Genomic DNA, 13,115 nt, shown 5'->3' with positions numbered 1-13,115 from the left:
CTGGGATCGGGCTATGACACCGCGGTTTCTGCCCTACTCCACCAGGCCCGGCCGGCTGGCCGCCCAGCTGTTCAGCGACTTCGCCGTCGTCGTGTGGACGGCGCTGTGGCTCCTCGTCGGCCTGGCGGTTTACGACGCCATCGCGACCATCGCCGACGCGGGCCGCCAGGTCGAGAGCGGCGCGGACGGCATCGCCGGCAACCTCGCGTCCGCCGGCCACGGCGCCCAGCACATCCCGGTGGTGGGCGACACGGTCAGCAAGCCGCTCAACTCCGCCAGCCAGGCCGCGCTGGACATCGCGGGTGCGGGCCACGACCTGGACACCGCGGCGAGCTGGCTCGCGGTGCTGCTGGCGATGGCGGTCGTCGCGCTCCCGATCCTCGTCGCGGTGATCCCGTGGTTGTTTCTGCGGGTTCGCTTCTTTCGGCGCAAGCTGACGGTGACCGCGTTGGCCGCAACCCCGGCCGGTGCGCAGTTGCTCGCGCTGCGCGCGTTGACCAACCGCCCACCACGCAAGTTGATGGCCGTCAGCGCGGACCCGGTCGGCGGGTGGCGCCGTGAGGACCCGGTCACCATCGGGACCCTGGCCGCGCTTGAATTACGCTCGGCGGGTATCGCGATCCGCGGGGCTTAGCAGCAGCGCCCGCGACAACAGGAGCAGGCCCGCGGCGACCACAATCAGCCAGGCCGCCAACGCGTCCCAGAAGAACACCAGCGAGACGGTGAGCAGCGATCGCTGACCGATCTCGATCGCCATGGCGAAGCTGGCCGCCGAATACATGCCCAGCGGGAACACGAACGCCCACCACACGCCGGCAAACCGCAGCATGTTCGGATACCGCCGGATGCGGTGCAGCGCGAAGTAGATCAGCGGCGGTATCCATAGGGTGGCCGTCACCCAGGTCACGATGGTGACCACGCGCACCGGGCCGGCCAGCCAGGCGGGGGCCACGGCGTGGATGTTGTCGCCGGCCAGCGTCGCAATCGCCATGCCGCCCATCAGGATCCAGGTATCCGGTTCGAAGCCGTCGCGGTCCTGTCGTTCATTGACCACGCGCCACAGGGTCAGCCAGGTCATCAGGCCGTAGATGCACAGCGCCGCCACCCACGCGGCCACCGCCACCGCGAGCCACCAGTGATGACCGGTGTGACGGGCCGCCCGGGCGATCACGATCGCCAAACCCGATGTTCCGACGCTGCCCAGCTGCCAGGCGCCGTGGGCGCGGTCGCGCAGCGCGGACCAGCGGTGCGCCAACATGTTTCGCGCGCTGAGCAGGATCAGCACCAGCCACGACGCCAGCCCGACGGCACCGAGCACCCGCGCCACCCACACATTCGACGACAGGCGCGTGTCGATCACCGCGCAGGCGGCGACGAAGGTGATCATCCGCAGCGTGACGTCGGGATCGGTCAGATCCCAGCGCAGCTTGTGTCCGGTGGCGCAACCCTTCGCGACGACGAGGGCAACCAGGAGGACCAGACCCAGGGTGGCGATGACACCCATCGTGTCGCTGATCAACCGGTACCCGTGATTTTTCGCACCGATCGACAAGATGCCGGTTGCCATCACCGCAGCGAACACATCGGGTGAGGGCTCGATATCGGCGAACCGGATCGTCACTGGTCTTCGCGTAGCTCCACGACGAGGTGCCGGATGCCGGTATGCCGGTTGCTGCGGGCCCATTCGACCGGCCGGACCACCTGCACGGCACCGAACCTGGAGAGCAACTCCTCGAACAGCACCCGCAGTTCCAGCCGGGCCAGGTTGGCGCCCAGGCAGTAGTGCACACCCTGACCGAATCCCAGGTGCGGGTTGGGTTTCCGGGCGATATCGAATGTGTCGGCGTGGTCGAACACGCTGGCGTCGCGATTCGCCGAACCCTCCCAGATCTGTATTTTCTGTCCGGCCTCGATCGGCCGGCCGCCCAGCGTGACGTCGCGGGTGGCGGTGCGCCGCTTCGACGGCGAGGGTGAGGTCCACCGCACCATCTCCTCCACGGCGGTGGGCAGCGCACCGAGATCCTCACGCAGGGAACGTAATTGCGACGGATGGTTGGCCAGCGCCAGCAGCCCGCCCGCGACCGCGTTGCGGGTGGTCTCCGCGCCGGCGCTGAACAGCAGGCTGAAGAACAGATACAGCTCGAGGTCGGAGAGGGCCGACGCCTCCGAATCGTCGAGCATCGCGTTCGCCACGACCGACAACATGTCATCGGTCGGGTTCTCACGCTTGGACGCGATCAATTGCCGGCCGTAGTCATACATGCGCGATCCGGCCTCTTCCACCGACAGCTGCGAGAGCGACGCTTTGCGCGAACCCCCGAAATCGAACTGCGGCTCGATCGCCTCGAACAGCCAATGCCGTTCGGATTCGGGCACTCCCAGCAGGATGCAGATCATCTGCATCGGTAGCTCGGCGGCGATGTCGACCAGGAAGTCGAACGGCTCGCCCGGCACCACGGCGTCGAGCAGCCGGCGCGCCCTGGCCCGCAGATCGTCTTCCACTAAACGGATCATGCGCGGCGTCAGCCCGGAGCTGACCAGTCGCCGGATTTGCGAATGCCGCGGGTCGTCCATCATGTTGAGCACCTGCCCGGCGATCGCCAGGTCCTGTAACAGCGTGCCGCCGTAGGGCCGTTCGCCCCCGGTGACCGACGAGTACGTCACCGGATCCTTGAGAACCTCAAGCGTTTCCGCGTAGGTGGCGACCGACCAGAAGCCCTCGTTGTCCGGGGTGTTGTCGGTCGGTGGGTGCCAGTACACCGGCGCCTCGCGGCGATGGATGGCGAACAGGTCGTGCGGAAATCCGTTGGCGAAGTTGTCGAGATCGGTGAAATCGATCTCCGCGAGTGCGCCGGCCAGGGTCACAGGATCGCACCCGGGGCGTACTTCGCGGCGTCCGGGTAGCGGCTCACCAGCGCGTCCACCAGGGCCGCCACCTCGTCCACCTGGTCACCGGCCGCGCCCGTGAAGGCCTTCTTGTCCGCCAGCGCGGCGTCCAGGGCCGCCCGGTCCAACGGCAGCCGGTCGTCGGCGGCCAGCCGGTCCAGCAGATCGGGCTCGGCCCCGCGTTCCCGCATGGCCAGCGCCGTCGCGACCGCGTGTTCGCGGATCACGTGATGCGCCGCCTCGCGGCCCATGCCGGCGCGCACCGCGGCGATCAACACCTTGGTGGTGGCCAAAAACGGCAGGTAGCGGTCCAGTTCGCGAGCGATCACCGCCGGATAGGCGCCGAACTCGTCGAGCACCGTCAGGAAGGTCTCGATCTGCCCGTCGATGGCAAAAAAGCTGTCCGGCAATGCCACTCGGCGCACCACCGAGCAGAAGACGTCGCCCTCGTTCCACTGCGCACCCGCCAGCTCGGCGGCCATCGACGCGTATCCGCGCAGCACCACCTGCAGGCCGTTGACCCGTTCGCAGCTGCGGGTGTTCATCTTGTGCGGCATCGCCGACGAGCCGACCTGGCCCGGCGCGAATCCCTCGGTGACCAGCTCGTGGCCGGCCATCAGCCGAATGGTGTGCGCCATCGACGACGCCCCCGCGCCCAGCTGCACCAGCGCCGAAATCACGTCGTGATCCAGCGATCTCGGATACACCTGCCCGACGCTGGTCAAAACCGTTGCGAAACCCAAGAATTGGGCGATGCGCCGCTCGAGTTCGGCGAGCTTGGCCGCGTCGCCGTCCAGCAGGTCGAGCATGTCCTGCGACGTGCCCATCGGTCCCTTGATGCCGCGCAGCGGATACCGGTCGATCAACTCGCGCAGCCTGGTCAACGCGATCAGCGTCTCTTGGGCCGCCGAGGCGAATCGCTTGCCGAGCGTGGTGGCCTGGGCGGCGACATTGTGGCTGCGTCCGGCCATCACCAGGTCGCGATAGGCGACGGCCCGCTCGGCGAGCCGCGCCGCGACCGCAACCCCGTGCGCGAAGACGAGCTCCAGCGACCGCCGGATCTGCAGCTGCTCCACGTTCTCGGTCAGGTCGCGGCTGGTCATGCCTTTGTGCACATGCTCGTGACCGGCCAGCGCGTTGAATTCCTCGATGCGGGCCTTGACGTCGTGGCGCAGGACCCGTTCACGGTCCGCGATCGACGACAGGTCGACGTCCTCGAGCACCCGCTCGTAGTCGGCGATCGCCTGTGGGGGCACCGCGACGCCCAGCTCCGCCTGCGCGCGCAGCACCGCGAGCCACAGCCGCCGCTCCGCGACGATCTTGGCCTCCGGCGACCAGATCGCGACCATCTCGGCGCTGGCGTACCGGGTGGCCAGCACATTCGGAATGCTCAATTGGTCCTCACGAACACACAGCTTACGGTCGTCGCGCCCGGGTCTTCTCATCACCGGGCGTAACGTGGCGGCGAAAAATCGGGCCTCAAAGTCAAGTGGCTAATGCATTTTTGTTAGGCGGCTTGGTCGAGGAGGGCGGCCAGGCGTTGGGCGGGGGTGTCGAGGTCAAGGGTTGGGCGCGGTCGTCGGTTGAGGGTGTCTTGGATGCGTTTGAGGTCTGCTGGGGTGTAACCGCTGAGGTCGCTGCCCTTTTCGAACCAGAAGCGCAGGAGGCGGTTGGTGTTTTCGTTGGTGCCGCGTTGCCAGGGCGAGTGCGGATTGCAGAAATAGACCGGGGTGTTGAGTTGCAGGTGAATGTCGCGCCAGCGGGCCATTTCGCTGCCACGGTCCCAGGTGATTGATCGACGAAGGTGTTCGGGTAACTGGCGCATCGCTTCGATCATCGCGCCGGCCACCGTCTCGGCGGTGTGATCGCCGGGCAAATGCAGCAGCATCGTAAAGCGGGTGGACCGCTCGACCAGGGTGCCGATGGCGCTGTTGGGGCCGACGATCAGATCACCTTCCCAGTGGCCGGGCACCGCGCGGTCGGCGGCCTCGGCGGGCCGGTCGCTGATGGTGAACACATCGTGGAATTTCCCCCGCCGTTCGGTGTGGTCCCGGGATTTGCGGGCCGCGCGTTTCGTCGACAAACGCTTACTCAGGTCGGCGCGCAGTTGACCACGAGTTTGGACGTAGAGGCACTGGTAGATGGTTTCGTGGCTCACCCGTGCCAGCCTGTCATCGGGGTGATCGCGCGCCAAGACATCGGCGATCAGTTTGGGACTCCATCCCTGATCCATCCAGTCCTCTATGGCCTCGCATAGCGCGCGGTCTTGGAGTTTGAATGCTTTGGGACGCTTGGCTTTCTTGGCGGCGCGGGCATGGGCAAGACCAGCGTGGTAATCCCCGTCGGGATTGCGATTGCGTTTGAGCTCACGGGAGATGACGCTGGCGTCGCGGTCGAGCTCGTCGGCGATCTCGACCTGGGTGAGGCCCTTGTCCAGACCCCGCATAATCACCAGGCGTTCATCGAAACTGAGCCGGTGTCCCCGCGCGCCCGGCCGGGTCAGATCACCTGGTTCGGCAAGGCCGGTATCAGAGCCCGTACCACTTCGTAATTGCATTGATCCAGCGTCATGCCACCAGCTCCATCCGGTCTGGATCGACACACCGACCTGACGGCCGGCTTCACGCAATGATTCCCCTGCACACACCCGATCAAAGAACTCTCGCCGCATCGAACGCGGATAAGCAACTGACACCTGCAACCTCCTCAAACGTGGAAATTGCATTGACCGTATGAATCTGCCGGCCGAAAATCACCGTGGCGTTACATTCGATGCCGCCATACCCTCGTTGCGTCGCGGTCATACCCTGTGCGGATGTACTTCGCCGGTGTCGACCTCGCCTGGGCGGGTCGCAACCCGACCGGCGTCGCCGTCGTCGACTCCGACGGCGAGTTGGTGAGCGTGGGCGCGGCCCGCGACGACGACGAGATCCTGGCCGCGTTGCGGCCCTACGTGCGGGGTGATTGCGTCGTCGCCTTCGACGCGCCTCTGGTGGTGAACAACCCGACCGGCCAGCGTCCGGCCGAGACCGCGCTCAACCGCGACTTCCGCAGGTTCGAGGCCGGCGCCCACCCCTGCAACACCGGAAAGCCCGAATTCGCCAACGGCCCGCGCGGCGGACGCCTGGCCGCGGCGCTCGGCCTCGACCTGGATCCTCGGTCATCGGTCGGCCGTCGCGCCGTCGAGGTCTACCCGCATGCGGCGACGGTCGCGCTGTTCGGGTTGGAGCGAACCCTGAAGTACAAGGCCAAGCCGGGCCGTAGCGTCGACCGGCTCAAGTCCGAGCTGCTGTTACTGATGGACGGGCTCGAACGGCTCGCGCATGCCCCGATCCCGCTGCGCGTCGCCGCGCACGAGGGCTGGGTCGCGTTGCGGACGGCCGTGGCCGCCGCGCACCGCAAATGCGAGCTGCGCCGCGCCGAGGATCCGGTCGACGCGGTCGTCTGTGCCTACGTGGCGTTGTACGCCCAGCGCCGCCCGGCCGGGATGACGATCTACGGCGACGTTGACAGCGGGTGCATCGTGACGCCGTCGCTGCCGGGTCAGATCTGCACGGGGCGCTGATCGATGGGGGCGAGCACCTCGATGAGATCGACCACCGCGCCCTGCGCCGCCGCGCGCGGATCCCGGCCCTCGACCAGGGCCGACACCACACACCCGTCGACCGCGCAGATCAGCGTGCACACCAATTCGATGTGCACGGAGCGGCCCGAGCGCTCGATGGCCTCCGCGACGGCCTCGGCGCGCTGCCGCAGGCTGCGTCGCATGGTTTCCTGCAACGCGGGCAGGCGGGTGCACGCGATGTGTCGCTCATAGCGCGAGATCAGCTGCTCGGTGAGTCCCGGGCCCGACACGTCCCCGACGAGCAGGTCCGCCAACACCTCGGCGATGGTCTCCGGCCCGCGGCGCCGCCGGGACAACGCGGTGACCCGCGAGCGAAGCTGCGCCACCTCGATCATCGCGATGTGCTCGACCGCGCGTGCGATCAGATCGTCGAGGGAGGAGAAGTAATAGGTGGTCGACGCCAACGGCAATCCGGCCCGCCCGGCGACCGCCCGATGGCGCACCGCTTCGAACCCGCCCTCGGCGAGCAGCTCGGCGGCGGCGCTGATGAGCGCGTACCGTCGACGTTCTCCTTTCGGAGTAACCGCTGCAGTCACGAGTAGCCATCGTGCCAGCCAAAGTGGTACTGCATTGCCATTTCGGCCAAACGGCCCGCCGAACGAACATGGCATGATGGCCCGCATGCCCGACTTGAGCCGCCGCGCCGTGCTCGGTCTCGGCGCCGGCGCGGCCCTCGGCGCAGTCGGCGCGTACGGACTCGACATCCTGTTACAGCCACGCACATCTCATGCCACGCCGGTGTCGACGGCCGGCACCCAGGTGCCTTTGGCGCCGAGCCCGCCTCGCGATCCGGCTCCCCCGGCGGCGGCCGCGCCCACCATGGTGACCGGTTCCTTCGTCTCCGCCGCGCGTGGCGGTGTGAACACGAATTGGGCCATCGCGCGTCCGCCGGGCCAGACGAAGCCGCTGCGACCCGTGATCGCGCTGCACGGCAAGGGCAGTGACGCGTCCACCGTGATGGCGGGCGGCGTCGAACACGGTCTGGCGCAGGCCGTCGACGCCGGACTACCGCCGTTCGCGGTGGTCGCCGTCGACGGCGGCGGCAGCTATTGGCACAAACGGTCTTCCGGCGAGGACAGCGGCGCCATGGTGCTCGACGAGCTCATCCCGATGCTGGGCAACCAGAATCTGGACACCTCACGGGTGGCGTTCCTGGGTTGGTCGATGGGCGGCTACGGCGCATTGCTGCTGGGCGGTCGATTGGGACCGGGCCGCACTGCGGCGATCTGCGCGGTGAGCCCCGCACTGTGGATGTCGTCGGGCGCGGCCGCACCCGGCGCTTTCGACGGCCCCGACGACTTCGCCGCGAACTCGGTGTTCGGCATGCCCGCCCTGGCCTCGATCCCCATTCGGATCGATTGCGGCGACAGCGATCCGTTTTACAGCGCGACAAAGCAGTTCATCGCGCAACTGCCCAATCCGCCGGCAGGTGGCTTCTCGCCCGGTGGGCACGACGGGGGATTCTGGAGCTCGCAGTTGCCCGCCGAGCTGACCTGGATGGCACCGCTGCTGACGGCGTGAGGGGTCTGCGCCGCCGCCCCGCGGGCGTAACGCCACGGCGAAGCATCGCGTCCGAAATCGCCATGGCGTTACGCTCGCGGAGATGAGCGCACCGTTCGACTGGAACCTCCCCTACGCCTGGCCCCGCAAGCCCGTCGTGGCGGAAAACGTTGTGTGCACATCGCAACCGCTCGCCGCCCAGGCGGGCCTGCGGATGCTCGCCGAGGGCGGCAGCGCGGTCGACGCGGCCATCGCCACCGCCATCACGCTGACGATCGTGGAGCCGGTTTCCAACGGCATCGGCTCGGACGCCTTTGCCATCGTGTGGGATGGCAAGCAATTGCACGGGCTGAACGCATCGGGCCGCTCCCCGGCGGGCTGGACTCCGGAATACTTTGGCGGGCAATCCGTTCCCCTCTTCGGGTGGAATTCGGTGACCGTGCCGGGCGCGGTGTCGGCGTGGACCGAACTGCACGCCAAGTTCGGCAAGCTGCCGTTCGAGCGGCTCTTCGAGCCCGCGATCTCCTACGGCCGCAACGGCTTTCTGGTTTCGCCGACGGTGGCCGAGCAGTGGGCGGCCCAGGTGCCGCTCTTCGAGAGGCAGCCGGGTTTCGCCGAGGCGTTTCTGCCGGGCGGGCGGGCGCCGAAACCCGGCGAGCGATTCAGCCTGCCCGATCACGCGGCCACACTCGAGGCGATCGCCACCACCCGCGGCGAGGCGTTCTACCGCGGGGCACTGGCCGCCAAACTCGAGGCGCACGCGTCGGCCCACGGCGGTGTCATGCGGGGCAGCGACCTCGCGGCTCACCGCGCCGACTGGGTGGGCACGGTCGACGGCGGCTACCGCGGATACACCGTGCACGAGATTCCGCCCAACGGGCAGGGGATCGTCGCGCTGATCGCCCTGGGCATCCTGGAGCGCTTCGACATGGCGTCGCTGCCACCGGATTCCGCCGACAGCGTGCACCTGCAGATCGAAGCGGTGAAGCTCGCGTTCGCCGACGCCCAGGCGTATGTCGCCGACATCGAGCACATGCCGCTGCGGCCCGAACACCTGTTGGACACGGACTACCTGGCGCAGCGCGCCGCGCTGATCGACCGCGCGAGGGCGAAGCCGGCCTCCGCGGGCGCCCCGACGGGCGGAACCGTCTACCTGACCGCGGCCGACGCCGCGGGGATGATGGTGTCGATGATCCAGTCGAACTACATGGGATTCGGTTCCGGCGTGGTGGTGCCCGGCACCGGCATCTCGCTGCAAAACCGCGGCGCGAATTTCCTTGCGACGAACGGCCATCCGAACGTCGTGGGCCCGAACAAGCGCCCCTTCCACACCATCATTCCGGCCTTCGTGTCCAAGGATGGGGCCCCGGTGATGAGCTTCGGGGTGATGGGCGGAATGATGCAGCCGCAGGGACATGTGCAGGTGATGGTGCGCATCGCCGACCACGGGCAGAACCCGCAGGCGGCGTGTGACGGCCCGCGGTTCCGGTGGGTGGAGGGGACGCAGGTCAGCTGCGAAAAGGGTTTCCCGGCTGCGACACTCGACGAATTACGCCGGCGCGGGCACGACCTGGTCGCCGTCGACGACTACAACCAATTCGGCAGTTGCCAGGCGATCTGGCGACTCCACGGCGGCTATTTCGCGGCCAGCGATCCGCGCCGCGACGGACAGGCGGCCGCCTTCTAACGCCTTTTAGACGCGGATCTGGCCTTCGGCCGCCAGCTGGGCGATGTCGCTGCGGAAATGACTGCCGGGCAGTCGAATCGAACGCATGACGTCATACGCGTGACTTCGCGCGGCCGACAGGTCGGCGCCGGTTCCCACCACCGACAGCACGCGGCCACCCGAGGAGACGATTTCGCCGTCCTCGCGTCGCGCCGTTCCGGCGTGCAGCACCCCGTCGGCCTCGGAGCCGACGATGACGTCGCCCACCCGAGGACGCCCGGGATAGTTCTCCGCCGCCAGCACCACCGTCACCGCGGCACCGTCGTGCCAGCGCAGCTCGCCGAACTCCGCCAACGTGCCGCTGGCCGCCGCGTACAGGAGTTGGCCGAGTGGTGATTCCAGCAGGGCCAGCACCGCTTGGGTCTCGGGATCGCCGAAGCGACAGTTGAATTCGACCACCGCTGGCCCGTTTGCGGTGATCGCGAGCCCGGCATACAGCAATCCGCTGAACGGGCAGCCACGCGCAACCATCTCGGCCGCAACGGGTTCGACGATGTTGCCGACGATGTCGCGATAGACCTCGTCGGGAAGCCACGGGACCGGCGCGTAGGCGCCCATGCCGCCGGTGTTGGGTCCGTTGTCGCCGTCGCCGACGCGCTTGAAGTCCTGCGCCGGCAGCAGCGGCACCACGGTCGCGCCGTCGACGACGCAGAACAGCGACACCTCGGGACCGTCCAGATACGACTCCAGCAGCACCGGGTGGCCGGCTTCGAGCAGCCCGGCGGCGTGCGCTCGCGCCGCACCGCGATCCGCGGTCACCACCACGCCCTTGCCGGCGGCCAGGCGGTCGTCCTTCACCACCCAGGCCGCATCGCCGGCCGGCGGGCCGAAGCGGTCCAGGGCGGCGTCCAAAAGTGCGGGGCTGTCGACGATTTCGGTGGCCGCGGTGCGCACGCCGGCCGCGGCCATGACCTCTTTGGCGAACGCCTTGGAGCCCTCGATGCGGGCGGCGTCCTTGCCGGGGCCGAAGCAGACGATGCCCGCGGACCGCAGCGCGTCGGCCACCCCGAGGACCAGCGGCACCTCGGGACCGATGACCACCAGGTCGGCGCGGACCGCTCGGGCCATGGCGACGACATCTTCCGTCGAGGTGACATCGACGTCGTGCTGCTCGGCCAGCCTGGCGGTGCCGGCGTTGCCCGGAGCGATGGCCAGCCCCGTGACCTGCGGGTCTTTGCGCAGCGCCAGCAGCAGCGCATGCTCACGGGCACCGGAACCGATCACCAGGACGCGCACGACACGTCAGACTAGCCGGGGAGCGCGCCGATGCACGAACCGCGGCCGACCAAATTTCACGCCACTGATTCGTCGAGCGACTCGATGGGCAATCGTCCGTGCTCGCAGTTGCTGTTCGTCGCCGGCACCCCGCGGCCGAGGGCCTCGATCAGCGCTTTGACTTTGATCGCCTCATCCTCGGTTGGCATTTCACCGGCTTCCAGTTGGTCCAGCAGCTCCGCGCGCAGTCCGACCCCGTTCGCCGCCTCTTTCGCCGAGAGTTTGGCGCGCAACCGGGCCACGTACAGTTGCTGGCCCAGCGTGGCCGCGGGTGCGGCCGCGGCGCGTTCCATCAGGTCGTCGTAACACCGACGAGCTTCGCTGAGCGCAACGATCACGCCGGGAGTCAGCCTGCTGCGGGCCGCGCCGTCGGTCAGCGATTTTCGGAGCTTGCGCAAGCCAGCGAGAATTACCTCGACCCGGGGCCGAAATTCGTCATCGCCAGCATCGGGCAACGCGGTGATGGCGGTGACGTACATGTGCATCGCCGCCTCCGCCATGCCGACGATGATCGGCGCTTCACCTTCGTCCGGGTTTTCCTTTGCCATCCTGCTCCTCAGCTCCCTTTGGTCCTTCTGCAGACCGGCCCCGCTCATGTGCGCCACGCACCGGGAATCAGCGGTGACGCGCCAAACACCGCGATCGAGGATATTCTGCGTTGCCGTCCCTGTACACCCATGAGTTCGGAGGGGTTCACGAAAACCCGCGCCGGAACAGCTATCCGGCGCAGGGAGCACGAACGTGCGTCAGCCGGCGGTCACGACTTTTCGCCCGAGTGCATCTTGAGCGCGGCGTCGACGTTGCCCTTCTTGTCCTCGCCGGCCCCCTTTGCCGCGGCCTTCTTGCGCTTGGCCACCACGGCGTCGACCGCGCCGTTGAGCGCCGAACCCAGCGGGAAGCCGAGATAGTGGGTGAGGAAGACGGCCATCTCCTTCAGTTCGGTCTCGGAGAGTTCGCCGTTGAGGAGCGCGGCGTTGATCTGGATCTCGGCCAGGTCGCGGTTCCCGATCGCGGTCACGGCCGTCAGCGTCATGATGCGCTTGTCGCGCATCGACAATCCCGGCCGCGTCCAGATGCTGCCGAACAGGTGATCGACGGTCAGGTCGAAGTACCCGTCGCCTTCAACGTTGGGCATCTCCCAGCCGTAGACCTCGTTCATCTTCGCGAGACCCTTGCTGCGCAGCTCGTCCATTACGCCTCTTTCTTCGTGTGCGGCACCCCGAGGCCGGCGGCCAATCGCTCGTAGGCCAACTGCGCGAGCGGTAGATCGACCGACACCGACTCGCCGAGAGCCAATGCCAGGCTCAGATCCTTCTCCCCCAGCCCCCGGGTGTGCAGGAACGGCTGGTACAGGAAGTTGTCCGGCTCGAGGTCTTTCATGTCCTCACGCACCATGATCGCCCCCGGGCCACCGGTGAGAGCGTCGGTATGACGCACCACCCGTCCGAGCGCCTGCAGATCCAGCCCGGCCGCCTCGGCGAGTTTCATGGCCTCGCACGCGGCGGCATACGAGGTGAACGTCAACATGTTGCGGGCCAACTTCATTCGGGTGCCCGCACCCGGCTCACCGGCGTGGATGACCACCGCTGCCCAGTGTTTGAACGCCGGCTTGATTCGCTCGTACACCTCGCGGTCGGCGCCCACCATGGTGGCCAGCTCGCCCTTCGCGGCGGCAGCGGCGCCGCCGCTGACCGGGGCGTCGACGATGTGGATGCCCCGGTCTTTGAGCTCGCGGGCCAGTTCGGCGGCCGTGGTGTCGCTGATGGTCGAGTGGATGGCGATGACCGTCCCGGGCTTGGCGTGCGCCGCCAGCTCGCCGACCACCTCACGGACCTGGGCGTCGTTGAGCACGGTAATGTGGATGATGTCGGCGGCGGCGACGTCGGCGACGCTGTCGGCCAGGCGGGCGCCCTTTTCGGCCAGTGGGGTCATCGCATCGGTCCGAATGTCGAAAACCGTTACCCCGCCCGGCCATTCGGTCATCTTGGTGGCCATCGGGGCGCCCATATTGCCCAGCCCGATATAGCCCAGCTTGAGCTGATCAGTCATCTGCGCCGCTCCTCCTCATCGCTACGCTCTGCATCGTCGCCGGCGGTGTCATCT

The 13,115-nt window shown here is 68.0% G+C and carries 13 protein-coding genes; 4 read left to right on the top strand and 9 right to left on the bottom strand.

Translation table 11 applies throughout. The features are described 5' to 3' along the window. The first annotated feature begins 13 nt into the window (after positions 1-13). Positions 14-634 carry a hypothetical protein gene (locus P6281_RS03105; RefSeq protein WP_095662540.1) on the top strand — a complete coding sequence of 207 codons (621 nt, stop codon included), beginning with the start codon at positions 14-16 and terminating at the stop codon, positions 632-634. Here the strand turns inward: P6281_RS03105 and P6281_RS03100 are convergent. From P6281_RS03100 to P6281_RS03085, 4 genes are all read right to left on the bottom strand, one after another. Next, a complete protein-coding gene (locus P6281_RS03100) occupies positions 599-1,621 on the bottom strand; it encodes a tellurite resistance/C4-dicarboxylate transporter family protein (RefSeq protein WP_008263842.1) in 1,023 nt (340 codons plus the stop codon). The genes P6281_RS03105 and P6281_RS03100 overlap by 36 nt on opposite strands. Further along, positions 1,618-2,865, bottom strand: coding sequence for a cytochrome P450 (locus tag P6281_RS03095; protein WP_042910632.1), 1,248 nt, complete (start codon positions 2,863-2,865; stop codon positions 1,618-1,620). The genes P6281_RS03100 and P6281_RS03095 overlap by 4 nt, the downstream gene beginning before the upstream one ends. Further along, a complete protein-coding gene (gene purB, locus P6281_RS03090; protein ID WP_014710898.1) occupies positions 2,862-4,280 on the bottom strand; it encodes an adenylosuccinate lyase in 1,419 nt (472 codons plus the stop codon). The genes P6281_RS03095 and purB overlap by 4 nt, the downstream gene beginning before the upstream one ends. A gap of 113 nt (positions 4,281-4,393) precedes the next feature. After that, the gene (locus tag P6281_RS03085; RefSeq protein WP_369751691.1) at positions 4,394-5,587 is read right to left on the bottom strand and encodes an IS30 family transposase; all 1,194 of its coding nucleotides are present in this window, start codon (positions 5,585-5,587) and stop codon (positions 4,394-4,396) included. Positions 5,588-5,701: 114 nt separating this feature from the next. Between P6281_RS03085 and P6281_RS03080 the strand changes: the two genes are divergently transcribed. Continuing rightward, on the top strand, positions 5,702-6,451 hold the full coding sequence (locus P6281_RS03080) for a DUF429 domain-containing protein (RefSeq protein WP_095662539.1): 750 nt from the start codon (positions 5,702-5,704) through the stop codon (positions 6,449-6,451). Here the strand turns inward: P6281_RS03080 and P6281_RS03075 are convergent. Further along, positions 6,430-7,047, bottom strand: coding sequence for a TetR/AcrR family transcriptional regulator (locus P6281_RS03075; RefSeq protein WP_008263833.1), 618 nt, complete (start codon positions 7,045-7,047; stop codon positions 6,430-6,432). The two genes, P6281_RS03080 and P6281_RS03075, sit on opposite strands and share 22 nt — an antisense overlap. A 73-nt stretch (positions 7,048-7,120) precedes the next feature. Between P6281_RS03075 and P6281_RS03070 the strand changes: the two genes are divergently transcribed. Further along, positions 7,121-8,032: an alpha/beta hydrolase-fold protein gene (locus P6281_RS03070; protein WP_014383791.1), complete on the top strand. Its 912-nt coding sequence runs from the start codon at positions 7,121-7,123 to the stop codon at positions 8,030-8,032. A gap of 82 nt (positions 8,033-8,114) precedes the next feature. Beyond that, entirely contained in the window at positions 8,115-9,698 is a 1,584-nt protein-coding gene (locus P6281_RS03065; protein ID WP_095662538.1) for a gamma-glutamyltransferase family protein, read from the top strand. A 6-nt stretch (positions 9,699-9,704) separates the two neighbouring features. Here the strand turns inward: P6281_RS03065 and purD are convergent, their stop codons facing one another. From purD to P6281_RS03045, 4 genes are all read right to left on the bottom strand, one after another. Then, positions 9,705-10,973 (bottom strand): phosphoribosylamine--glycine ligase, encoded by a 1,269-nt coding sequence (purD, locus tag P6281_RS03060; RefSeq protein WP_095662537.1) that lies wholly within the window; start codon positions 10,971-10,973, stop codon positions 9,705-9,707. Between the two features lie 56 nt (positions 10,974-11,029). Next, positions 11,030-11,608: an XRE family transcriptional regulator gene (locus tag P6281_RS03055; RefSeq protein WP_241767554.1), complete on the bottom strand. Its 579-nt coding sequence runs from the start codon at positions 11,606-11,608 to the stop codon at positions 11,030-11,032. A 161-nt stretch (positions 11,609-11,769) separates the two neighbouring features. Further along, positions 11,770-12,204, bottom strand: coding sequence for a carboxymuconolactone decarboxylase family protein (locus P6281_RS03050; protein ID WP_008263827.1), 435 nt, complete (start codon positions 12,202-12,204; stop codon positions 11,770-11,772). After that, a complete protein-coding gene (locus P6281_RS03045) occupies positions 12,204-13,061 on the bottom strand; it encodes an NAD(P)-dependent oxidoreductase (RefSeq protein ID WP_008263825.1) in 858 nt (285 codons plus the stop codon). The genes P6281_RS03050 and P6281_RS03045 overlap by 1 nt, the downstream gene beginning before the upstream one ends. Positions 13,062-13,115: the final 54 nt, after the last annotated feature.

The organism is Mycobacterium sp. 5-140-3-2 (assembly GCF_035666375.1).
GTDB lineage: Bacteria > Actinomycetota > Actinomycetes > Mycobacteriales > Mycobacteriaceae > Mycobacterium > Mycobacterium intracellulare.
Note: the sequence above shows the minus strand (reverse complement) of the source record. Positions and strands in the feature narration are given on the sequence as shown.

Bases quoted from the DNA above. Each gene is read 5' to 3' on its own strand.
- P6281_RS03105 (WP_095662540.1), top strand. From the start codon at position 14: ATGACACCGCGGTTTCTGCCCTACTCCACCAGGCCCGGCCGGCTGGCC.
- P6281_RS03080 (WP_095662539.1), top strand. From the start codon at position 5,702: ATGTACTTCGCCGGTGTCGACCTCGCCTGGGCGGGTCGCAACCCGACC.
- P6281_RS03070 (WP_014383791.1), top strand. From the start codon at position 7,121: ATGATGGCCCGCATGCCCGACTTGAGCCGCCGCGCCGTGCTCGGTCTC.
- P6281_RS03065 (WP_095662538.1), top strand. From the start codon at position 8,115: ATGAGCGCACCGTTCGACTGGAACCTCCCCTACGCCTGGCCCCGCAAG.
- P6281_RS03055 (WP_241767554.1), bottom strand. From the start codon at position 11,608: ATGAGCGGGGCCGGTCTGCAGAAGGACCAAAGGGAGCTGAGGAGCAGG.
- P6281_RS03050 (WP_008263827.1), bottom strand. From the start codon at position 12,204: ATGGACGAGCTGCGCAGCAAGGGTCTCGCGAAGATGAACGAGGTCTAC.
- P6281_RS03045 (WP_008263825.1), bottom strand. From the start codon at position 13,061: ATGACTGATCAGCTCAAGCTGGGCTATATCGGGCTGGGCAATATGGGC.